Raw genomic sequence first — 22,198 nt, 5'->3', positions numbered from 1 at the left:
CACCGGTTGCGATCCGCTCCCGGCCCCCCGGCGAGCCCGGCTAAGGGCGCGCCTGTACCCGCGGCGCGAAGATCGTTCGCGCCGCACCTACCCCTGTTGACCTGCCTTGGTTATGTTTGCTGCGTCACTTCACATCACGCCGCGCCCGCACGGATGCACGCGACGCGCGCCGCCGACCCCTGCCGCACTTCCGGCAGCGGCACGTCCTGCGCGCACGCGTCGATCGCGACCGGGCAGCGCGTGCGGAACGCGCAGCCGGACGGCGGGTTGAGCGGCGAGGGCATCTCGCCCGCCAGCAGCATCGGACGGCGAGCACGCTCGCGCGCCGGCTCCGGCGTCGGCGCCGCATCGAGCAGCGCCTTCGTGTACGGGTGTTGCGGCACGCCGTACACGTCATGCCGCGTGCCGAACTCCATCACGCGGCCGAGATACATCACGAGCACGCGCTGGCTGATGGCCTTCACCACCGCCAGGTCGTGCGCGACGAACAGATAGGACAACGACAGTTCGCGTTGCAGATCGCGCAGCAGGTTCACGATCTGCGCCTGGATCGACACGTCGAGCGCCGAGACGGGCTCGTCGCAGATCACGAGCTGCGGCTCGCCGATCAGCGCGCGCGCAATGCCGACGCGCTGGCACTGCCCGCCGGAAAATTCATGCGGATAACGCAGCAGGTGATGCGCGTTCAGGCCGACGCGTTCGAGCATCGCGATCACGCGGCGGCGCACTTCGGTACGGCCGAGGCCGGGCTGATGCGTGACGAGCGGCTCCGCGACGACCTGCTCGATCGTCATGCGCGGGTCGAGCGACGCGAGCGGATCCTGGAAGATCATCTGCACTTCGCGCCTCATCGCGGTGCCGCGCAGGTGATCGGGCGCGACGGCCTGGCCGCGCCATTTCACGGTGCCGGCCGTCATCGGCACGAGGCCGACCAACGCGCGCGCGAGCGTCGATTTCCCGCAGCCCGATTCGCCGACGAGCCCGACCGTCTCGCCGCGCCTGACGTCGAACGACACGCCGTCGACCGCGCGCAGCGTGCCCTTCGGCGACCACGGATAGCCGCCGAGCGGCACGCGAAAATGCACCTTCAGATTCTCGACGGACAGCAACGTGTCGTCCGTCGCACCGGCTTGGCGACGTTCATCGACGCTCATCGCAGACCTCCCGTCAGATCGGCCACCGGGCGGTGGCACGCGCGCACCGCGCCCGTGGCGCCATAGGTTTCGAGCACCGGGCGCGCAGCGGCGCAGCGTTCTTCCGCATACGTGCAGCGCTTCGCGAACGCACAGCCGGCCGGCGCGGCGCCGGGCATCGGCGGGTTGCCGGGAATCGCGACGAGCGGCGCATCGTCCGCGTCGGTCAGCCGCGGCAGCGCGTTGAGCAGCCCGATCGTGTACGGATGCGACGGCGCCGCGAAGATCGATTCGGCCGGCGCGTATTCGACGGTGCGGCCCGCGTACATGACCATCACGTCGTCGGCGAGCCCGGCGACCACGCCCATGTCGTGCGTGATCAGCACGATCGCGGTGCCGCGCTCGCGGTTCAGCTCGCGCAGCAGGTCGATGATCTGCGCCTGCACGGTCACGTCGAGCGCGGTGGTCGGCTCGTCCGCGATCAGGATTTCCGGCTCGGACAAGAGCGCCATCGCGATCATCACGCGCTGGCGCATGCCGCCCGAGAACTCGTGCGGATACATGCGGATGCGGCGCGCCGCATCGGGAATGCGCACCGATTCGAGCGCCTCGATCGCGCGCTTGATCGCGGCCTTGCGCGACAGCTTGCGATGCAGCTGCAGCGTCTCCGTCATCTGCCGCTCGATCGTCAGGAACGGGTTGAGCGACGTCATCGGATCCTGGAAGATCATCGCGATCCGGTCGCCGCGCACCGCGTTCAGCGCGCGCGTATTCATGTCGAGCAGGTTCTCGCCGCGGTAGCGCGCGGTGCCGGTCGTCGTGCCGTTGCCGGCCAGGAGGCCGAGCAGCGCCATCACGGTCTGGCTCTTGCCCGAGCCCGATTCGCCGACGATGCCGAGCGTCTTGCCGGCTTCGAGCGAGAACGACACGCCATTCACGGCGTCGATCGGCGGCGCGTCCTTGCGCGTGAAGCGCACGCCGAGGTTTTCAACTTCCAGCAGTGCAGCCATTTCAGCGATCCTTCGGGTCGAGCGCGTCACGCAGGCCATCGCCGACGAAGTTCACGCAGTAGAGCGTCACGCACAGCATGACGGCCGGGGCCAGCAGCAGCCACGGCATCGATTCGAGTTTCTGCGCGCCGTCCTGGATCAGCACGCCCCAGCTCGTCATGGGCTCCTGCACGCCGAGGCCGAGGAACGACAGCACCGATTCGGTCAGCACGATATTGGGCACCGAGACCGTCGCGTACACGACGACCACGCCGAGCAGGTTCGGCACGACGTGACGCAGCACGATCGACGCCGGCGACACGCCGATCGCGCGCGCCGCATCGACGAACTCGCGGTTACGCAGCGACAGCGTCTGGCCGCGCACGACGCGCGCCATGTCGATCCACGAGAATGCGCTGATGGTCAGCACGACCAGCATGAACGAGCGGCCGAACAGGGTCATCATCAGGATCGCGATCAGCAGGTACGGGATCGCGTACATCATGTCGACGATGCGCATCATCACGGAGTCGACGCGGCCGCCCGCGAAGCCCGCGGTCGCGCCCCATGCGACGCCGAACAGGCCCGACACGAGCGTGCCGAGCAGGCCGACCTCGATCGATACGCGGCCGCCGATCAGCGTGCGCACGAGCAGGTCGCGGCCGAGCTCGTCGGTGCCGAACCAGTGCTGGTTCGCCCAGGTCGGCGGCAGGCTGATCGAGGCCCAGTCGCTCGCGGCGGGATCGGCCGCGAGCAGCCACGGGCCGACGAAACAGGCGAGCGTGATCAACGCGAGCAGCACGAGGCTGAACACGGCCGCGCGATTGTGAAGGAAGCGCGCGAACGCCAGCTCGAGCGGCGAGCGCGAACGCGGCGGCGAATCGGTCTGCACGGGCAGGCCGACGACGGGAGTGGTCGGGGTCATCGCTGTGCCTCGCTCAATAACGGATGCGCGGATCGAGCCACGCGTACGCGAGGTCGACCAGCAGGTTGAACAGCACCGCGAAAACGGTCGTCAGCACGACGAGGCCGAGCACCAGCGTGTAGTCGCGGTTGATGGCGCCGTTCACGACGAGTTGCCCGAGACCCGGCAGCGCGAACACCGATTCGGTGACGACGGCCGCCGTGATCGACGTGATGCAGACCGTGCCGAACAGCGACACGACCGGCATCAGCGCGGGCTTGAGCGCGTGGCGCAGCACGATCGTCGAGCCCGGCAGGCCCTTCGCGCGCGCGGTGCGGATGTAGTTGCTCGACAGCGTCTCGATCATCGAGCCGCGCATCACGCGCGCGAGCAACGACACGTTGATGAAGGTGAGCAGCACGATCGGCAGCAGCCGGTACCGCCAGCCACCGTCGCCCCAGCCGCCCGCCGGCAGCCAGCCGTTGCCGGCCGACGTCTTCAGCAGGATCGCGAAGATCCACACCAGCACCGGGCCGAGCACGAATGGCGGCACGACGTTGCCGAAGTTGCCGATCAGCATCACGAAGCGATCGATCACGCTGTCGCGGCGCACGGCCGCGACGGTGCCGAGCAGCACGCCGAACACGATCGAGATCGGGATCGACACGCCGCCCACGCCGAGGCTCACGGGCAGCGCCTTCTTCACGAGATCGTTCACCGACCAGTCGACGTAGCGGAACGACGGGCCGAGATCGCCGTGCAGCAGCGAGCCGAGATACAGCAGGTACTGCTTCCACAGCGGCTCGTCGAGGTGGTACTTCGCGTTCAGGTTCGCGAGCGTCGCGGCGGACAACTGCTTCTCCGTATCGAACGGGCCGCCGGGCGTGAAATGCAGCAGCAGGTAGCAGACGGTGATGACCGCGAGGATCGTCGGCACCGCCCACAACGTGCGCCTCAATGCGTAGGCCAGCATGATCGCTCCGCTCAGTGCTTGATCAGGTACATGTCCTGCGAAGCACGCATGTCGATCACGTTCTTCAGCGAATAGCCGCCCACGTAGGGCTTCACGAGACGGTCGGCCGAATACTGGAACAGCGGCACCATCGGCGTGTCGTTCATCGCCATGTCGTGCGCCTGCGTGAGCAGCGCGGCGCGCGCCTTGTCGTCGAGCTTCTGGTTGCCTTCGTCGACCAGCGCGTCCATCTGCTTGTTGCAATAGCCGACGGTGTTCTGCGAGCTGCCGCAGCGGATCAGGTCGAAGAAGGTCATCGCATCGTTGTAGTCGGCGAACCAGCCGTCGCGCGCGATCTGTACCTTGCCGTCATGCCGCTGCTTCATCAGCACCTTGAACTCGACGTTCTCGAGCTTCGTGGTGACGCCGAGCTTCGTGCGCCATTCCGATGCGGTGAACAGTGCGACCTTCTTGTGCAGGTCGTTGGTGTTGTACGTGAGCGTGAACGACAGCGGCTTCGCGTCCGAATAGCCGGCCTGCTTCAGCAGGTCCTTCGCGGTCGCGATGCGCTTGGCCATCGGCCACGACGCCCATTCCGGCGTGAACGGCTGCACGCCCTTCGTGCCGTTCGGCATCAGCCCGTACATCGGCTTCTCGCCGGCCTGCGTGAGCTTCGACGTCAGCACGTCGCGATCGATCACCATCGACAGCGCCTGGCGTACGCGCTTGTCCTTCAGCGCCGCGTCGCTGTTGTTCAGGTAGTAGTAGTAGGTCGCGAGTTGCAGGCCCGGGCGCAGTTCGCTGCCGAACTGCTTGCTCACCTGCTGGAAGATGCCCGACGGAATCGAGTAGCTGTAGTCGATCTGGCCGGCCTGGTACATGCGCATCGCGGTTTCGTCGCTTTCGATCGGCAGGTACGTGACCTTGTTGATCACGACCTTCGACGCGTTCCAGTACTTCGCGTCCTTCGTCGCCACGATGCGGTTGTTCGGCTGCCAGTCGACGAGCTGGTACGCGCCGTTGCTGACGATGTTGCCCGGGCGCGTCCATGCGTCGCCGAATTTCGCGACCACGTCCTTGTTCACCGGCGCGAGCGGCGCCATCGCGGTCAGTTCGGGGAAGAACGCGACCGGCACGTCGGTCGTCACCTCGAGCGTGTACGGATCGACCGCGCGCACGCCGAGCGTCGACGGCGCGGCCTTGCCGGCGATGATGTCCTTCGAGTTCTTGATGAACTCGACGAGGATCGTGTATTTCGAGCCCGTCTTCGGATCGACGAGGCGCTGCCACGAATAGACGAAATCGGCGGCCGTCACCGGCTGGCCGTTGCTCCACTTCGCGTCGTGGCGAAGCTTGAAGATCCACGTCTGCGGCGTCTTGCGCTCCCACGACAGCGCGACGCCCGGCACGACCTGGCCGGCCGCATCGATGCGCGCAAGCCCTTCGAACAGATCGAGGCCGATCGTGTTGCCGGTCCACGATTCGATGTGCGCCGGGTCGAGCGACTCGACTTCGGCCGGCACCTGACGCGTCAGGTCCTGTTGCGCGGCGAGCGCGACGTTCGACGGAACGGTTACGGCGTGGGCGACGGGCGTCGTCAGGGCGAGCGCGGCCAGCACGGCCGACATGGCATGCAAGGATTTCATCGTGGCGGTCTTGAGAAGGTGGTTCGGTGGGCGTCGCGCGGCGGATGCCGCGGCTTACGCGTGAGACGCTGACGGGGGCAGCGATCGAGGAGGCCCGTGGTTCTCGTATTGCATGTTAGTATGCATGTTAGTATTCCTTACATTTCTTTCGACGGGCATTCCGTCGAAGAAACGAAGGAATACCCGTGCGTTAGAACAGTCGCGGCGTACCGACCCAGACCACCACCGACTCGATCTTCGCGGTGTTGACCCAGCTGTGCGGGACCGTCGACTGATAGTGCGAACTGTCGCCGGCCTGCAGGACGAACGTCTTGCCTTCCAGCGTCAGCGACACTTCCCCTTCAATCACGTACAGGAACTCCTCTCCTGCATGTGTCGTCACCTCCGACCGTTTCTGCCCCGGCGGCATCCTCACGAGGATCGCCTCCAGCTGGCGCCCTTCGGACACGTTCGTCAGCCTCGCGAACAGGTTCGCCGAATCGGCAAACCCGAAGAAGCGCAACTGATCGCCTCGGCAAACCGAGCGTTCCTCGCTCGGCGTATCCACGAAGTACTGCACCGTCACACCGAGCGCATGCGCGATACCGGCCAGCGACGTCAGCGACGGCGACGCGAGCCCGCGCTCGACTTGAGACAGAAACGGCTTCGAAATCCCCGCGGCGGTAGCGGTGTCGTCGAGCGTGCGCTTCAGACGTTGGCGCAACGCGCGAATCTTGCTGCCGAGTGCGACAGCGTCTGCCGATCGCGAGTTTTCAGTGGGGGGAACCATAGCAGGCCGAAAAGTGGTCGTCAAAAAATGTTTGATGGAAAGTAACTAAGTTAATACGAGATGGCTTAATCTTCGGGTTCGCACACGCCTTCGGCGTTGAGCCCGGTGCACTAAACAGGGCCCGAAGCGAGCGAAACGACGCGCTATCTTGCCAGACTCGCCGGCTTCACAGGCAAGCTGCAAGCGGCTCTCCGGGAATCTGCGGAGAACGCGCGCCAAGCTTACAAGTAGATGATGAGACAAATGTTCCTGAAAGCTGCTGCCACATCGGGAGTTTCCCTAAGTGGCGCGGACCTGACGCACCGGACCGGCAAACGTTACCATTCGCGCGCCGGTCGGGGCCGCGCTCCGCCTTCCCGGGCGGAGTCCGACCCCGGCCCGGGCCACCCGCCCGACTGCTCCATCGCCGACGCAAGCCTACCCGGCCACAGTGCTCCGGCGCCAGTTCGACCCTCAAGGCGACGCGCGATCCGCGCCGTCCGTTTCAAACGAGATTGATGATGCACGCACCTGTTTCACAGACCCGATCGTTTACGACGGTCTTCCTCATCGAAATGTGGGAGCGCTTCGGCTACTACGGCATGGCCGCGCTCCTGGTCCTCTTCATGGTCGACCGGCTCGGCTTCACCGACAGCCACGCGAACCTGACCTGGGGTGCCTTCACCGCACTCGTCTACGCCGCGCCGTCGATCGGCGGCTGGATCGGCGACAAGGTGCTCGGCGCGCGCCGCACGATGATCATCGGCGCGTGCGTGCTGTGCGCCGGCTACCTGATGCTCGCGGTACCGAACGATCACCTGACGTACATGTACGCGTCGCTCGGCGTGATCGTCGTCGGCAACGGCCTGTTCAAGGCCAACGCGGCAAACCTCGTGCGCCGCATCTACGAAGGCGACGACGCGCGCATCGACAGCGCGTTCACGATCTATTACATGGCGGTCAACATCGGCTCGACGGTATCGATGCTCGCGACGCCGTGGATCAAGGATCACTGGGGCTGGCACACCGCGTTCGCGGTCTGCTGCGGCGGCATGCTGCTCGCGATCCTCAACTTCATGCTGATGCACCGTACGCTCGCGCACGTCGGCTCGCAGCCGGACGACGAACCGATCCGCTGGAAGCGCCTCGGCGCGGTCGCTGCCGGCGGCGTCGCGCTCGCGCTGATCACGCTGTACGTGCTGCAGCACAAGCAGCTCGCGGTCGCCAGCGTGTGGACGGCCGCGTTCGCGATCCTCGCGATCTTCGCGTACATGATCGCGAAGTCGGAGCGCTCGGAACGCGCGGGCCTGATCGCGGCGCTCGTGCTGATCGGCCAGGTGATCCTGTTCTTCATCTTCTACGTGCAGATGTCGACGTCGCTGACGCTGTTCGCGCTGCGCAACGTCGATCCGCGCTTCATGCTGTTCGGCACGACGCTGTTCACGTGGAGCGCCGCGCAGTTCCAGGCGCTGAACCCGATCTGGATCATGCTGCTGAGCCCGGTGCTCGTGTGGGTCTACAACGCCGTCGCGAAGGGCGGCCGCGACCTGCCGGTCGCCGCGAAGTACGCGCTCGGTTTCGGCGCGGTGGCCGCGGGCTACCTGGTGTTCACGATCAGCGGCCGCTACGCGGTCGACGGCCGCGTGTCGTCGTGGTTCATGGTGTGGGGCTACGGCCTGTACTCGCTCGGCGAGCTGCTGGTGAGCGGCCTCGGCCTCGCGATGATCGCCCGCTACGTGCCGGCGCGCATGAGCGGCTTCATGATGGGCGCGTATTTCGTCGCGACGGGCGTGTCGCAGTATCTGGGCAGCGTCGTCGCGAACTTCGCGCAGATGCCGTCGCACGAACTGCCGGCCACCGAATCGCTGCCGCTTTACCTGTCGCTGTTCGAGAAGCTCGGCTGGCTCGCCGCGATCGGCATGCTGCTCGCGCTGTTGCTGCTGCCGCTGATGAACCGCCTGTCGCGCCAGCATCAGCGCTGTGCGGAAGAGCGCCGCGAGGAAGCGGTGCAGGCGCAGGTCGCCGCCGCGCAGTAAGTACTATCCCTCGGCGTGCGGCTTGCACGCCACATTCTCCCGCCAGGTGCGCGAACGCGTCCTACACTGGTTGCAGGCAATGCATCCGCTTCGCGAGATGCGCACGGGCGGGAGAACACGATGAAAAGCAAGACGACGCGGCTTTTGAGAATCCTGTCGGACATCCGGCACGCGCAGCGCTGCACCGCGATGCGCGCCGCCCGGGCCTCGGCCGAAGCCGACGCGGTCCTCGCGGAGCGCGACGACCCGGCGCAGGACGAACGCGACGACGCCGAAGCCGACGACGCAACCGCCCCGCCCCGCTCCCGTATCGGCTCACCTCACTGACGCCGCGCGACGCCTGCCGCGCCGCATGCTCCGTCGCGCGCGCCTACGCCGCCGCGCCGCGCCATCGCGCGATCCACGTTCCCGAACCGGCCACCGCCATCATCAGCCCGAGCGCACACGCGTCGGCCACGAGGCCCACGCCGACATGCAGCGGATCGGCGCTGCGCACGACCGGATGCAGCAGCGAATCGATCACGAGCGAGATCGCCGCGCCCGCGACGAAGCAGATCAGCCCGCGCTGGCCGACCGCGACGACGGGCCGCACGCCCTGCGCGATCCGCGCGATCCAGCCGAAGCGCACGCAATCGGCCATCAGCCACGCGACGGCCGCGAAGCTCACGACGCGCGGCAGCGCGAGATCGCGCTTGAGCACGCCTTCGGGCACCGGCAACCCCGAGAACAGCTTGTAGCTTGCACAGCCGAGCACGATCGCGCACGCGAGCCCGGTCGCCGCGGCGCCCCAGCGGCCGAGCGCGATGCGCCGGTAGAACGGCTGGCAGCGCGCGAGCACGCCGGCGACGAACATCAGTTGCCACGCGAACGGGTTGAAGCTCCAGCGAAAGCCGTCGGTGTCGAGCAGCTCCGGGCCGAGCCAGCCCGCCGCGAGCCACGACGCGGCGCTGATCGCGACGAGCAGCCACGGCTGGCGCCGCGCGAACGGCACCAGCACCGGCGACGCGAGCGCGAACAGCACGTACATCGGCAGCACCGACGCGAGATACGGCTGGCGCTGGAACGTCAGCAGCTCGGCTGCGCCCGTGAGCGGCGACGCGAGCATCACGCTGACGTCGTCGAGCGCGAGGTTCGGCGCATCGATGCCGTAGTGATCGAGCACGGCCGACACGACGAGCATCAGCGTCGACGTCGCGAGAAACGCGCGGTAGATCTGCATCGCGCGCCGCACGAAACGCCGTTGCGCGGCACGCGCGCCGTGCCGCTCGGCAATCGCGCCGTACGCGCTCGCGGTCGCGAAGCCGCCGAGGAACACGAACACCTCGGCCGCATCGCACAGCGCGAACGCGTGCAGCGTCACGCGCGACAGCACGCTCGCGCCGATGTGATCGACGACGATCATCAACAGCACGAGCCCGCGGAAGAAATCGACTTCGATGAGGCGGCCGCTGCGCGACGACGGCACCGTGGCGGAATGCGACGGCCTCAACGACATGAGCGCACCTGTGCGGCGGCGGTGCGACGCGCACCGGAGTAGGGATCGGGAAAAAGCAGGCGAGCGCGATCGGCGGCGATACGCGTATGCTCGCATCGCGCCAATCCGGCCGGCCCGGCACGGAGGTGACCGTTCATTGAAAAGCTGCATACGAAGGGAAGTCGGTCAGATCAGTTTAATGACCGCTCAGGGGAGACCCTAAGTAACAAAGTGCAACCGAATCTTCTCTTCGATTACAAGCGCGCGCGTGGCGCGGCGAAGCAGGCAGCGTCGCCAGATTCGCGTCAGTGCGGCGCCAGTTGGCGGTCAGTATCGAGGGATTCGGCGGAGAAACGAGCACGGCTCGACGTCGACGATGCACGCGATGCGCGGCACGTTCCGAAAGGCCGGTGCATCGCGACGACGCGGTTATCCGCGCACGGGCAGGCGCCGCATCAGCATCGCGCTGTGCCACGCGGTCAGCGCGACGGCGACCCAGATCGGTCCATACGTCGCGAGCTGCGCGACGCTGAGCGTCTCGCCGAGCAGCAGCAGCGACACCACGACGAGCAGCACGGGCTCGACGTAGCCGAGAATGCCGAACAGCGCCATCGGCAGCATCCGGCTCGCCTTCAGGTAGCTCGCGAGCGCGAGCGTGCTGAGGATGCCGAGCCCCGGCAGCAACGCGCCCCACAGCAGCGGATGGCCGGCGACACGCGTTGAGCTCGTCGCGACCATCGCCAGCGCGATCGGGCACAGCAGCACGATCTCGATCGCGAACGCGGCCAGCGAATCGGCGTTGATGCGCCGGCGCAGCACGAAATACGGCGGATAGCCGAGCGCGACGACCAGCGTCGGCCACGCGAACGCACGCGTCGCCCACACCTCGTGCGCGACGCCGAGCGCCGCGCACCCGACCGCCGTCCATTGCAGCGGGTCGAGCCGCTCGTGATAGTAGAAACGGCCGACGAGCACCATCGTCAGCGGCAGCAGGAAATAGCCGAGCGACACTTCGAGCATGCGCCCGTGCAGCGGTGCCCACAGGAACAGCCACAGCTGCACGCCGAGCAGCGCCGCGCTCGCCGGCAGCGCGATCAGCAGGCGCCAGTCGCGCGCACCGCGCCGCGCAAGCTCGACGAGCGCCGGCCAGCGGCCGCGCAGCGCGATCAGCGCGAGCGCGCCCGGCGCGGTCCACACGACGCGCCACGCGAAGATGTCGAGCCCCGTGAGCGGCGCGAGCAGTTTCGCGTAAACCGACATCAGCGCGAACAGCGTCGACGCCATCACCGACAGCGTGAGGCCGCGCCCGGCTTCCGGATACCCCGTCACGATCGTGCCGTGCCGCTCACTGCTGCTGAAAGCGCTCGAAGCGCCGCTCGGTCGGGCGTTCCTCGAAGGTCACCTCGGTCACGCGCGCGGCGGGCGGCCCGTGACGCAGCCATGCGAGCATCCGGTCGATCTGCGCGCCCGGCCCCTGGATCATCGCCTCGACGGTGCCGTCCTCGAGATTCGCGACCCAGCCGCGCAGCTTCAGCGCATGCGCCTCGCGCACCGTCGCATGACGAAAGCCGACGCCCTGCACGACGCCGCGCACCCGCACGTAGTAGGTCTCGATCCGTTCGTCCAGTTCATTGCGGCTCATCGCGTCGCCCTCCCGTTGCATTCAAGCCCGGCATTGTAGTCGCGTCGGCCGCTTCGCACACGCGCCGGCCGGGCGTCGCCGCGCACGCCGACCACGTACAATCTCGCCGATGCCCAACCGCCGCGCCGCCCGCGTGGCCCTGAAGGAAACGCATGACTGATACTTCCCGCGATCTCGTTCTCGTCACCGGCGCGTCCGGTTTCGTCGGCTCGGCCGTCGCGCGCATCGCGCAGCAGAAAGGCTATGCGGTGCGCGTGCTCGTGCGCCCGACCAGCCCGCGCACGAACGTCGCGGATCTCGATGCCGAGATCGTCACCGGCGACATGCGCGACGAGGCGTCGATGCGCGCCGCGCTGCGCGGCGTGCGCTACCTGCTGCACGTGGCCGCCGACTACCGGCTGTGGGCGCCGGACCCCGACGAGATCGAGCGCGCGAACCTCGAAGGCGCGGTCGCGACGATGCGCGCCGCCCGCGCGGAAGGCGTCGAGCGGATCGTCTACACGAGCAGCGTCGCGACGCTGAAGGTGACGAGCGCCGGCGACCCGTCCGACGAGAACCGGCCGCTCACGGCCGAGCAGGCGATCGGCGTCTACAAGCGCAGCAAGGTGCTCGCGGAGCGCGCGGTCGAGCGGATGATCGCCGACGAAGGGCTGCCCGCCGTGATCGTCAATCCGTCGACGCCGATCGGCCCGCGCGACGTCAAGCCGACGCCGACCGGCCGCATCATCGTCGAGGCCGCGCTCGGCAAGATTCCCGCGTTCGTCGACACGGGGCTGAACCTCGTGCACGTCGACGATGTCGCGCACGGCCACTTCCTCGCGCTCGAGCACGGCCGGATCGGCGAGCGCTACATCCTCGGCGGCGAGAACCTGCCGCTGCAGCAGATGCTCGCCGACATCGCGCAGATGACGGGCCGCAAGGCGCCGACGATCGCGCTGCCGCGCTGGCCGCTGTACCCGCTCGCGGTCGGCGCCGAAGCGGTCGCGAAGTTCACGAAGAAGGAGCCGTTCGTCACCGTGGACGGGCTGCGGATGTCGAAGAACAAGATGTATTTCACGTCCGCGAAGGCCGAGCGCGAGCTCGGCTACCATGCGCGCCCGTACCGCGAAGGGCTGCGCGATGCGCTGGACTGGTTCGGCGCGGCGGGCTACCTGAAGTAACACAAAGCGGCGCACCTCGCGCCGCTTCGCGCACTTTGTTACACGTCGCGCACGGACCGGTATCGGCGCAGCGGTTAAAATCGCGGGTCTTACGCAGAGAAGACACGCATGAACCTGAACGATCAGATCGCTTCGCTCGCCACGGGCGTCGATCAGCTCCTCCACGATCACCACGCCGCCCAGCAGGCGGCCCGCAGCGCGGAAGCCTTCGCGCGCGCCGCGGCGGCGGAAGCCCGGGCCGCGGCCGAGCGTCACGCGGCGGCGGAAGCCGAAGCGCAGGCCGCCGCGCAGCGCCACACGGCCGCTGCCGCCGATGCCGAAGCCGCGCAGCGGCGCCACGCCGACGCCACCGCCGCCGCCGAAGCGGCTGCCCAACGTCATACGGATGCGGCCGCGCAAGCCGAAGCCGCTTCCCAGCGCCATGCGGAAGCCACCGCGCTGACCGAAGCGCTCGCGCAACGTCACGCGGATGCCGAAGCCGCATCGCAGCGCCACGCGGCGGCGATCGCCGAAGCCGAGGCCGCCGCGCAGCGCCATCACGCCGCCGCGACCGAAGCCGAAGCGGCTGCGCAACGCCATGCCGCGGCGACCGCCGAAGCCGAATCCGCCGCGAAGCGCCATGCGGAAGCGACCGCCGAGGCCGAGGCCGCCGCGCAACGCCACGCGGCCGCGATCGCCGAGGCCGAGGCGCTCGCCCAGCGTCACGCGCAGGCGCTCGCCGACACGCAGGCGGCCGCCCAGCGTCACGCCGAAGCCACCGCCGAGGCCGAAGCGATCACGCGGCGTCACGCCGAAGCGATCGCCCAGGCCGAAGCCGCCGCGCAACGCCACGCCGAAGCCACCGCCGAAGCCGAAGCCATTACGCGGCGCCATACCGAAGCGATCGCCCAGGCCGAAGCGGCCGCGCAGCACCACGCGAAGGCCATCGCCGACGCCGAAGCGCTGGTCGAGGCCGTCGTCACGGAAGCCGCGACGAACGCGGTTACCGCCTCGGCCGCGACAGCCGACGTCGTCGAGCCGGCAGCGGCGGCACAAGCGCCCGCGAACGCGGCCGCGCCAGCGGTGACCGAAGCGGCCGAAACGGTCGAAGCGGTCGAGGCAGCCGACGCCCCGGCCGATACCGAAATCGCACCGATCCCGGCGGCACAAGCCGAAACCGCGGTTGAAGCCGGCACCGCTGCCGCACCGGCCGACAAGGCGACGCTGCACGTCGCGCGCCCGTCCCAGAACGAACTCACGCTGACCATCAACGGCGAATCGATCACGCTGCATCCGGAGCAACTGGGCCAACTGATCGAGGAACTCGCGCACGCGCGCGCGTCGATGCAGCCGGAGCCGCCGCCTGGCATTCCGGCCGGCTGGCGTTTCGTGACGACGAAGAACCCGATGATGGCCGTGCAGAAGCAGTCGAACGGCGACCGCCTGCTGGTCGCCCGCCATACGGGCTACGGCTGGGTGCCGTTCACGTTCTCGCCGGACGTCGTGATCCAGATGTACATGATGCTGACGCAGCGGTAAGCGTGCGCATCGGCCGGAAGCCGGCCGGAAAGCAAACAGCCCGAATCGGCTTGCGTCGATCCGGGCTGTTTGCTTTCAGGGTTCCGGTTGATCGGGACGGCCGGTATCCGCCAGCGCAGGTCAGCGCTCCACCGGCGCCTGCACGCGCGCCTTCCACTGGCCGCCCTTGCCGCGCCAGTAACGCCACGCGGACGCGAACGTCGCGCCGACGTAGAACAGCGCGACGAGCGGCAGCGCGGGCGCCCACAGCGGCGAGCGACGGTAATAGCGCAGCATCGGCGCATACGCGGCACACATCGATGCCCACGCGAGCCACGCCGGCCATGCGCGCGCGCCGTAGGCGAGCGCGGCGACGGGCGGCACCAGGTAGATGATCGTCATCCCGAGCAGCGTGCCGGCCAGCAGCAGCGGCGAATAGTGGAGCTGCGTGAACGCGGTGCGCGCGATCATGTTCCAGATGTCGCGCCAGCTGTCGTACGGGCGCAGCGACACGCTGCGATCGGCGAGATCGAGCCGGATCGGATGGTGGCCGCTGCCGCGATGCTTGATCTGCGCGGCGAGGCTGCAGTCGTCGATCAGCGCGCCGCGAATCGACTCGATGCCGCCCGCTTCCTCGAGCGCCGTGCGCTTCACGAGCATGCAGCCGCCGGCCGCGCCGGCCGTCCGGTTGCGCGGGTTGTTGATCCACGAGAACGGATACAGCTTCGCGAAGAAGAACACGAACGCCGGGATCAGCGCCTTTTCCCAGAACGAGTCGCAGCGCAGCCGCACCATCAGCGACACGAGATCGCGATTCTCGGCCTGCGCACGCGTGACGAGCTGCGCGACGGCGTCGGCCGGATGGCCGATGTCGGCATCCGTCAGCAGCAGGTAGTCGGCCGGCAGGCCGAGCGTCTGCACCGCCGCGATCCCCTGCGACTGCGCCCACACCTTGCCCGACCAGCCGGCCGGCAGCGGCTTCGCGGTCAGCACCGTCAGCCGGTCGGCGCGGTTGATCGCGAGCGCGGCCGCGCGGGCCGCGTCGGCGGTGCCGTCGTCGCTGTGGTCGTCGACGATGATCAGATGGAACGCGCCCGAATAATCCTGCTCGAGCAGCGAAGTCGCCGCGCGGGCAATCACGTCGGCTTCGTTGCGCGCCGGCACGACCGCCACGACGGCCGGCCAGCCGGCTTCGGCCGCGGCGCCGCGGGCGTCGGGCGGCAGCGGCCGCGCGGGCTGCGCGCGCCAGAAGCCGCCGCGCGCGACAAGCAGCACGATCCAGATCGCCAGCGACAGGCCGGACACCAGGAAAGCGATCGCCAGCATCATCGGCCTGCCTCCTGCCGGGCGCCGGCTTCGGCGGCGCGAATAAGGGTCGGGAACGAAACGCCCAAATCCGCACGGGCGGACGGGCAATACGCGTAAGAATCGACGGTCATCGAATGGCCTTGAAATGAGCGCGATGGCGGGCAGCCGGAGCGGCCGACCGCGAAACCGCGCAGTTTACCGGGTTCCGCGCGGGCCAGCGCCGACGCCGCTCTCCCGCAATTGCAACGGTTCGACACGGCACCAAAGCAAGGACGGCGCGATAGGGTTAAAATGCGCGATTAATTCGGGGTTCCGGGGCCTGGCCGGCCGGTTCGTTCCTGCCTTCATAACACCAAGCCGGGGCGAGCAAGCGTGTGCCAGCGCCTCGACCCCGGCGTCTGTCGTCGGAGTTCGCTCACTTATGCGAGTCATCCTTGCCCAGCCCCGCGGCTTCTGTGCGGGGGTTGTCCGTGCGATCGAGATCGTCGATCGCGCGCTGCAACAGCACGGTGCGCCGGTCTATGTGCGTCACGAGATCGTGCATAACCGGCATGTCGTCGAAAATCTGCGTAATAAAGGGGCACGATTCGTTGAGGAACTCGACGAGGTGCCGCACGGCGCCGTCGCGATCTTCAGCGCGCACGGTGTCGCCCAGACGGTCGAGCACGACGCGCAAGCGCGCGGGCTCGACGTGCTCGACGCGACCTGCCCGCTCGTCACGAAAGTGCACGTGCAGGGCCGCCAGTACGTCGCGGCGGGCCGCCGGCTGATCCTGATCGGCCACGCGGGCCACCCGGAAGTCGAGGGCACGATCGGCCAGATTCCGGCCGAGGTGATCCTCGTGCAGAGCGAAGCCGAAGTCGATACGCTGACGCTGCCCGTCGATACGCCGGTCGCGTACATCACGCAGACCACGCTGTCGGTCGACGACACGCGCGGCATCATCGAAGCGCTGCAGCGTCGGTTCACCGACCTCGTCGGCCCGGACACGCGCGACATCTGCTATGCCACGCAGAATCGCCAGGCCGCCGTGCGCGAGCTGAGCGAACAGGTTGACGTGCTGCTCGTCGTCGGTGCGACGAACAGCTCGAACTCGAACCGCCTGCGCGAGATCGGCACCGAAAGCGGTGTGCCGAGCTATCTCGTCGCCGACGGCTCGGAAGTGAAGCCCGAATGGTTCGCGGGCGTGCAGACGGTCGGCCTGACCGCCGGTGCGTCGGCGCCCGAGGAAATGGTCGAGGATGTAATCGGCGCGCTGCGCGCGCTGGGGCCCGTCGATGTCGCGACGATGGCGGGCCGTGAAGAAAAAGTCGAATTCAAGTTGCCGGCGAAGCTCACGCAAGCTGTCGCCCGCGAAGTTTAAGGAGGACATCCCTTGTCTATTCCGCTGCTCCAGCAAGTCCGTGTCGGCGCCTACATCGTGCGCCAGCACCTGTCCGGCAACAAACGCTATCCGCTCGCGCTGATGCTCGAGCCGCTGTTCCGCTGCAACCTCGCGTGCAACGGCTGCGGCAAGATCGACTATCCGGATCCGATCCTGAACCAGCGCCTGTCCGTCGAGGAATGCCTGCAGGCCGTCGACGAGTGCGGCGCGCCCGTCGTGTCGATCGCCGGCGGCGAGCCGCTGCTCCACAAGGAGATGCCGGAAATCGTCAAGGGCATCATGAAGCGCAAGAAGTTCGTGTACCTGTGCACGAACGCGCTCCTGATGGAAAAGAAGATGGACGACTACCAGCCGAGCCCGTATTTCGTCTGGTCAGTCCACCTCGACGGCGACAAGGACATGCACGACCATTCCGTGTCGCAGGAAGGCGTGTACGACAAGGCGGTCGCGGCGATCAAGGAAGCGAAGCGCCGCGGCTTCCGCGTGAACATCAACTGCACGCTGTTCAACGATGCGATCCCCGAGCGCGTCGCGAAGTTCTTCGACACGCTGGGCCCGATCGGCGTCGACGGCATTACCGTGTCGCCGGGCTATGCATACGAGCGCGCGCCGGATCAGCAGCACTTCCTGAACCGCGACAAGACGAAGAACCTGTTCCGCGAAATCCTGAAGCGCGGCGAAGGCGGCAAGCGCTGGTCGTTCAGCCAGTCGTCGCTGTTCCTCGACTTCCTGGCCGGCAACCAGACGTACAAGTGCACGCCGTGGGGCAACCCGGCGCGTACGGTGTTCGGCTGGCAGAAGCCGTGCTATCTGGTCGGCGAAGGTTACGTGAAGACCTTCAAGGAACTGATGGAAACGACCGAGTGGGACAACTACGGCGTCGGCAACTACGAGAAGTGTGCGGACTGCATGGTCCACTGCGGCTTCGAGGCCACGGCCGTGATGGACACGATCTCCAACCCGCTGAAGGCGCTGCGCGTGAGCCGCAAGGGCATCAAGACCGACGGCCCGTTCGCACCGGACATCTCGATCGCGAAGCAGCGTCCGGCCGAGTACGTGTTCTCGCGCCACGTCGAGATCAAGCTCGAGGAAATCCAGCGCGCCGGCAAGGGCAAGCTGCAGAAGCCGGCGAAGTCGGCGACGGCCGCTTAAGCGCGTTGCGCCGTGCGAAGGTTCGCGCCTTCGCAGCGGCCACGCATCGAAAAGCGCCACGGAGTTCGCTCCGTGGCGCTTTTTGTTTTGACGGACGCCGAGTGACGCATTTGCGCTGGCGCGCCTGCGCGGAGGCGACCGTCGATTGCCTAGCTTCGCGACTCCGCTGCGGCGATCAGTTGCCACGCGGTCGGCCCCGGATCGAGCAGCGGGTCGGACGGCGGATCGAGATCGTGCGGATGCGCCTCCTCGGACGGCAACGTCTGCGCTTTCGCAATACCGATCTCGTCGCCGCACACGGTGCATCGATAGATGCCCGCCACCGTCACCTTGCTGCCCGGCGGCAGGTTCTCGCTGAATGCGCGGCCACTTCCGCACGTGAAGTAGCCGCCGCTCCTGTATAGCGCCATCGCTCCTCCTGACTGAAACGAATGCGTTCGCGTCGACACGCACGTTCGTCGCCAACGCGAGGATGGATCGTCATCGCCCGGCTCGCCGGGGTTCCAGTCATGTCATTAGACGGCGCGCGGCCGCGCGAAGGAATCAGACGCGTATGAAACACGGCCCGCGGGCCGCCACTCAATGCAGAACGGCCGGTTCCCGCATCTTCGCCGCGGCCTGCGCGACCAGCCCCGGCTGTTCGGCCGTAGCGAACGTGCAGACATGACGCCACAGCTCCGCCAGCCGATGCCGCGTGAGCGTCGCGACGCATGCGTCGTTCGCGGCGAGCACGCGTTCGAGCACCGCGCATTCGTCGTCGTGCAGCGTCCACGCACCGCTTTGCGCGGCGCGCGCCACGCTCGCGTCCAGCGCGCGCTCCGCGTCGACGCACAGGTCGACGGTCGCATCGGGACAGACCGCATCGTCGAGCGCGAGGAACACCAGATACACGCTCGTGCGCAGCCGCATCAGCAACGTTTCGCTACCGTGCTCGCCGCGCAGCGCGACCAGCGCCATGTGGCATTTCAGCGAGATGTCGCGTGCATGCGCGGGCGGCAGCGGCAGCAGCCATTCGCGCGTCAACGGCGGATGGCTGCGGCCTTTTCGGGCAGCCTTCATGATTCGCCCTCGCGCGCGGACGCGCCGCCCTCCGCCGACCCGCGCCACGCGCTGCGGCACGCGACGGCGCTGCGGCCCGCGTCGCGCAGGGCGTTCGCCCGGCGTCGCATGCCGTGCACATCGGCGCGCCGTCGCGTCGCGCACGCTTGCGGCAGCTTGCGTATCGCCGACGCACGCAACACGCCGCACCATCGGTCGGGGCATGCCATGTTCGTCTCCTGCGTCAAAACGTGTTCTCGCCCTTCAGGTAGTACGCGGTTTTCACGAAGAACGCCTTCACCGGATGGCCTCTCTGCGCGTCGCGGGCCGCCCGCGCTTCCATCGCGGCCTTTTCGTCGCGCCACCGGTCGGGCATCGGGTTGTTCACGCGCTCGAGCGCCCGCTGCATCGCGAGCGGATAGTTCTGGTTGCCGACCGTCGTCGCGCGATAGCCGGCACGCGTCATCTGCATCAGCTGCACATCGGTTTCGGCACGTGCCGCCGACCAGGTCAACGGCGCGGCATGCGGCGTGTCGCCGGCGCCGATCGACTGCGCGAAGCCGACGGCCGGCAGCGCAGCGAGTGCGCAGGAAAGAACGGTAACGGGAACGAGGGATCGCATAGTGGCCTCCAGATGGTTGTCCCCGCATCGATCCGTCATCGATGCGTTGAAATCATCGTATGTCGGGGCGCATGTCGCTTGAATAGCCGAATCCGCAATTGTTATTTTCAGCCGCGCATTCGGCGTGCGGACGGCGTCGCTCGCGAATCCCGTCGAAATGGAATTTCTTTATTTCATTCAACGATCTGATCGGATCTTTACCGGCGATTCGGCGGGTGCTCATTCCGCTCTTTCGATTTCGGAAATGACGTGTTGCCGGTGCGATTCCGGCCGGCGCGCCTGTCCGCAAGGCTGCGGCGTGCTATCGCGCACGCGGATACCGCGGAGACGACCTCATCGGATCAGCCGATTCTTCGATATAGGACAAATCATCTGCATCGGCTTGCAGGATCGAGACACGACGCAATCGACGAGGACGCGCGATAATCACGCATCGGCCGTTTCGCACGGCATCTCCGGCATTTCCCTTTTTAATCGAGTCTCTCCATGGCCGCCCTCGACACTACCGCCATCGACAGCTGGCACGCGCACGTCTATTTCGATGCGGCGAGCCGCGACGCGGCCTGGGCGTTTCGCCAGGTCGTCGACGCGCGGTTCGGCGCGGCCATCGAACTCGGCCGCTTTCACGAACGCCTCGTCGGCCCGCATCCGGCCTGGTCGTACCAGATCGCGTTCGGCGCCGCGCGATTCGACGACATCGTGCCGTGGCTCGTGCTGAATCACGGCGCGCTCGACATCTTCCTGCATCCGAATACCGGCGACGACCTGCGCGATCATCGCGATTGCGCGGTGTGGATCGGCAAGTCGCACGAGCTGAACCTCGGCGCGCTGGGCGGCTGACGTCCGGACCGGTCTGCGACGCGAGGGACTTGCGGGCGGCACGATCGTGTCCGGCACATGCGGCATCCACGTTTCGGCCCGCGCTGAAACGTCCGGCGGCATCGCGCCGATACAGTGGTTCCGTTATCCACGCGTGCCGCCACCGCCATGACCCTCGCCGACCACACCGATGCGCACCGCATTCATCAGAACTGGCACGCCGCCGTCGTCGCGCGCGATCTCGACGCGCTGATGTCGCTCTACGCGGACGACGCGATACTCGAAACGCCGCTGATCGTCGTCGCGCTGCCCGGCCACGGCTCCGGCATGCTGCGCGGCAAGCCCGCAATCGGCGAATTCTTCGCGGCCGGCCTACGCAATCCGGGAAACCGGCTCGGACGCTGGTACCGCACCGGCGTGTTCTTTTCGAACGGACGGCAACTGACGTGGGAATATCCACGCGCAACGCCGGACGGCGATCAGGTGGATCTCGTCGAGGTGATGGATCTGCGCGACGGGTTGATCGCGCATCATCGCGTGTACTGGGGATGGGTCGGGTTCAACGTGCTGCGCGGCGCAGCATCGACGGCCGAGCGCGCATGACCGCCGCCGCGCCGAAGCGCTCGCCCATGCGGCGCCGCGCGCTGCTCACGCGACATACATCGCGACGCTGACGAACTGGCACAGGCTGCCGGCCAGCACGAACAGATGCCAGATGCCGTGCCCGTGGCGAATGCGTTCGTCGTTGATGAAGAAGTAGATCCCCGCGCTGTAGATCACGCCGCCGGCCACGAGCCACGCGGTGCCGATCGGCGGCAGCGCATGGATCAGCGGCCGCACGGCGACGAGCGCGAGCCAGCCCATCAGCACGTACAAGATCATCGATAGCAGGCGCGTGCGACGCCCGAGCGTGAGTTCCTGCACGATGCCGAACACGGCAAGCCCCCAGCTCACGCCGAACAGCGACCAGCCCCACGGGCCGCGCAGCGTAACCAGCGTGAACGGCGTGTAGCTGCCGGCGATCAGCAGGTAGATCGCCGAATGGTCGCATTTCTGCAGGATCGCCTTCAGGCGCGGGGTGCGCACGCTGTGATACGCCGTCGAGATCGCGTAGAGCAGGATCAGCATCGCGCCGTACACGCTGAAGCTCACCACCTTGTACGGATCGCCTTCGAGCGCGCCCATCGTCACGAGCGCGACGAGACCTGCCACCGACAGCACCGCGCCGACGAGATGGGAAATGCTGTTGAAACGCTCACCGACATGCACGACGTGTTCTCCTGCGGGGGCCATCGGGAAAAAAAGAAGCCCTATGATACCGGCGGCCGGATATCGCCGTGCTGCGCCCCGGCAAACGGCTGGCGTGCGCCGTGTGATGCGCGGCCGGCCCGCCCCCCCAAAAAAAACGCCGCGATAGCCATCGCGGCGCTTTCCGTTTCGATACCGAACCGATTCGTCAGTTCATTGCAACATTGCAACGGCCCGGTTCAGCAACACTTCCCCGCCCCCGACCCGTACCGCGCATTCTGACGCTCGCGGAAGAATTCCTCGTACGTCATCGGCTCGCGGTCCGGATGGGTGTCGCGCATGTGCGCGACGTAGGTATCGTAGTCGGGCAGGCCGACCATCAGCCGCAACGCCTGCCCGAGGTAACGCCCCGCGCTGCGCAGGTCGCTGCCAAGATCGGTGAACAT

Annotated in this window: 24 protein-coding genes; 8 read left to right on the top strand and 16 right to left on the bottom strand. The window is 67.5% G+C overall.

Going from position 1 to position 22,198, the window contains the following annotated elements; genetic code table 11:
* Nucleotides 1-134: 134 nt before the first annotated feature.
* From WS95_RS22915 to WS95_RS22890, 6 genes are all read right to left on the bottom strand, one after another.
* Entirely contained in the window at nt 135-1,154 is a 1,020-nt protein-coding gene (locus tag WS95_RS22915) for an ABC transporter ATP-binding protein (protein ID WP_059826255.1), read from the bottom strand.
* Nucleotides 1,151-2,143, bottom strand: a complete 993-nt coding sequence (locus tag WS95_RS22910; RefSeq protein WP_059826252.1) for an ABC transporter ATP-binding protein — start codon at nt 2,141-2,143, stop codon at nt 1,151-1,153. Before WS95_RS22910 ends, WS95_RS22915 begins: the two co-directional genes overlap by 4 nt.
* A 1-nt stretch (nt 2,144) precedes the next feature.
* Nucleotides 2,145-3,047, bottom strand: a complete 903-nt coding sequence (locus tag WS95_RS22905) for an ABC transporter permease (protein ID WP_034205913.1) — start codon at nt 3,045-3,047, stop codon at nt 2,145-2,147.
* A gap of 13 nt (nt 3,048-3,060) precedes the next feature.
* Entirely contained in the window at nt 3,061-3,999 is a 939-nt protein-coding gene (locus WS95_RS22900) for an ABC transporter permease subunit (protein WP_059826249.1), read from the bottom strand.
* An 11-nt stretch (nt 4,000-4,010) separates the two neighbouring features.
* Nucleotides 4,011-5,624 (bottom strand): peptide ABC transporter substrate-binding protein, encoded by a 1,614-nt coding sequence (locus WS95_RS22895; protein ID WP_034205911.1) that lies wholly within the window; start codon nt 5,622-5,624, stop codon nt 4,011-4,013.
* Nucleotides 5,625-5,814: 190 nt separating this feature from the next.
* Complete coding sequence (locus WS95_RS22890) at nt 5,815-6,393, bottom strand: cupin domain-containing protein (RefSeq protein ID WP_011548888.1); 579 nt, start codon at nt 6,391-6,393, stop codon at nt 5,815-5,817.
* A 497-nt stretch (nt 6,394-6,890) separates the two neighbouring features.
* Here WS95_RS22890 and WS95_RS22885 point away from each other — a divergent pair, with 497 nt between their 5' ends.
* Both WS95_RS22885 and WS95_RS22880 read left to right on the top strand, forming a co-directional pair.
* Entirely contained in the window at nt 6,891-8,408 is a 1,518-nt protein-coding gene (locus WS95_RS22885; protein WP_059826247.1) for a peptide MFS transporter, read from the top strand.
* 120 nt (nt 8,409-8,528) lie between these two features.
* Nucleotides 8,529-8,735: a hypothetical protein gene (locus WS95_RS22880; protein ID WP_059826243.1), complete on the top strand. Its 207-nt coding sequence runs from the start codon at nt 8,529-8,531 to the stop codon at nt 8,733-8,735.
* A 43-nt stretch (nt 8,736-8,778) separates the two neighbouring features.
* Here WS95_RS22880 and WS95_RS22875 read toward each other — a convergent pair whose 3' ends face one another.
* The 3 genes from WS95_RS22875 to WS95_RS22865 form a co-directional block, all read right to left on the bottom strand.
* Nucleotides 8,779-9,903, bottom strand: a complete 1,125-nt coding sequence (locus tag WS95_RS22875; protein ID WP_059826240.1) for an OpgC domain-containing protein — start codon at nt 9,901-9,903, stop codon at nt 8,779-8,781.
* A gap of 408 nt (nt 9,904-10,311) precedes the next feature.
* Entirely contained in the window at nt 10,312-11,211 is a 900-nt protein-coding gene (rarD, locus tag WS95_RS22870) for an EamA family transporter RarD (protein ID WP_059826237.1), read from the bottom strand.
* Between the two features lie 16 nt (nt 11,212-11,227).
* The gene (locus WS95_RS22865) at nt 11,228-11,524 is read right to left on the bottom strand and encodes an acylphosphatase (RefSeq protein ID WP_059499629.1); all 297 of its coding nucleotides are present in this window, start codon (nt 11,522-11,524) and stop codon (nt 11,228-11,230) included.
* Nucleotides 11,525-11,676: 152 nt separating this feature from the next.
* On the opposite strand from WS95_RS22865, the gene hpnA reads away from it, so the two are divergent.
* Nucleotides 11,677-12,684, top strand: coding sequence for a hopanoid-associated sugar epimerase (gene hpnA, locus WS95_RS22860; protein WP_059826234.1), 1,008 nt, complete (start codon nt 11,677-11,679; stop codon nt 12,682-12,684).
* Nucleotides 12,685-12,792: 108 nt separating this feature from the next.
* A complete protein-coding gene (locus WS95_RS22855; protein WP_059826231.1) occupies nt 12,793-14,202 on the top strand; it encodes a hypothetical protein in 1,410 nt (469 codons plus the stop codon).
* A 120-nt stretch (nt 14,203-14,322) separates the two neighbouring features.
* On the opposite strand, the gene WS95_RS22850 is transcribed toward WS95_RS22855, so the two are convergent.
* Nucleotides 14,323-15,510 (bottom strand): glycosyltransferase, encoded by a 1,188-nt coding sequence (locus WS95_RS22850; protein ID WP_059826228.1) that lies wholly within the window; start codon nt 15,508-15,510, stop codon nt 14,323-14,325.
* 400 nt (nt 15,511-15,910) lie between these two features.
* Here WS95_RS22850 and ispH point away from each other — a divergent pair, with 400 nt between their 5' ends.
* Together ispH and hpnH are read left to right on the top strand one after the other, a co-directional pair.
* On the top strand, nt 15,911-16,852 hold the full coding sequence (gene ispH, locus WS95_RS22845) for a 4-hydroxy-3-methylbut-2-enyl diphosphate reductase (protein WP_034205903.1): 942 nt from the start codon (nt 15,911-15,913) through the stop codon (nt 16,850-16,852).
* A gap of 12 nt (nt 16,853-16,864) precedes the next feature.
* Nucleotides 16,865-18,025, top strand: a complete 1,161-nt coding sequence (hpnH, locus tag WS95_RS22840) for an adenosyl-hopene transferase HpnH (protein ID WP_006480287.1) — start codon at nt 16,865-16,867, stop codon at nt 18,023-18,025.
* Between the two features lie 149 nt (nt 18,026-18,174).
* Here hpnH and WS95_RS22835 read toward each other — a convergent pair whose 3' ends face one another.
* The 4 genes from WS95_RS22835 to WS95_RS35115 form a co-directional block, all read right to left on the bottom strand.
* Entirely contained in the window at nt 18,175-18,435 is a 261-nt protein-coding gene (locus WS95_RS22835) for a hypothetical protein (RefSeq protein WP_006485063.1), read from the bottom strand.
* A gap of 169 nt (nt 18,436-18,604) precedes the next feature.
* Entirely contained in the window at nt 18,605-19,084 is a 480-nt protein-coding gene (locus WS95_RS22830) for a hypothetical protein (RefSeq protein ID WP_059826226.1), read from the bottom strand.
* Between the two features lie 223 nt (nt 19,085-19,307).
* On the bottom strand, nt 19,308-19,685 hold the full coding sequence (locus tag WS95_RS22820; protein WP_059826222.1) for a hypothetical protein: 378 nt from the start codon (nt 19,683-19,685) through the stop codon (nt 19,308-19,310).
* Between the two features lie 52 nt (nt 19,686-19,737).
* A complete protein-coding gene (locus tag WS95_RS35115) occupies nt 19,738-19,908 on the bottom strand; it encodes a hypothetical protein (protein ID WP_155294403.1) in 171 nt (56 codons plus the stop codon).
* Between the two features lie 263 nt (nt 19,909-20,171).
* On the opposite strand from WS95_RS35115, the gene WS95_RS22815 reads away from it, so the two are divergent.
* Both WS95_RS22815 and WS95_RS22810 read left to right on the top strand, forming a co-directional pair.
* On the top strand, nt 20,172-20,525 hold the full coding sequence (locus WS95_RS22815; RefSeq protein WP_059826220.1) for a DOPA 4,5-dioxygenase family protein: 354 nt from the start codon (nt 20,172-20,174) through the stop codon (nt 20,523-20,525).
* 147 nt (nt 20,526-20,672) lie between these two features.
* Nucleotides 20,673-21,107, top strand: coding sequence for a nuclear transport factor 2 family protein (locus tag WS95_RS22810; protein WP_059826216.1), 435 nt, complete (start codon nt 20,673-20,675; stop codon nt 21,105-21,107).
* Nucleotides 21,108-21,152: 45 nt separating this feature from the next.
* Here the strand turns inward: WS95_RS22810 and trhA are convergent, their stop codons facing one another.
* Both trhA and WS95_RS22800 read right to left on the bottom strand, forming a co-directional pair.
* The gene (gene trhA, locus WS95_RS22805; RefSeq protein ID WP_059826213.1) at nt 21,153-21,773 is read right to left on the bottom strand and encodes a PAQR family membrane homeostasis protein TrhA; all 621 of its coding nucleotides are present in this window, start codon (nt 21,771-21,773) and stop codon (nt 21,153-21,155) included.
* Between the two features lie 218 nt (nt 21,774-21,991).
* Nucleotides 21,992-22,198 carry a YbdD/YjiX family protein gene (locus WS95_RS22800; RefSeq protein WP_011881067.1) on the bottom strand — a complete coding sequence of 69 codons (207 nt, stop codon included), beginning with the start codon at nt 22,196-22,198 and terminating at the stop codon, nt 21,992-21,994.

This window comes from Burkholderia sp. MSMB1826 (genome assembly GCF_001526325.1).
Lineage (GTDB): Bacteria > Pseudomonadota > Gammaproteobacteria > Burkholderiales > Burkholderiaceae > Burkholderia.
Note: the sequence above shows the minus strand (reverse complement) of the source record. Positions and strands in the feature narration are given on the sequence as shown.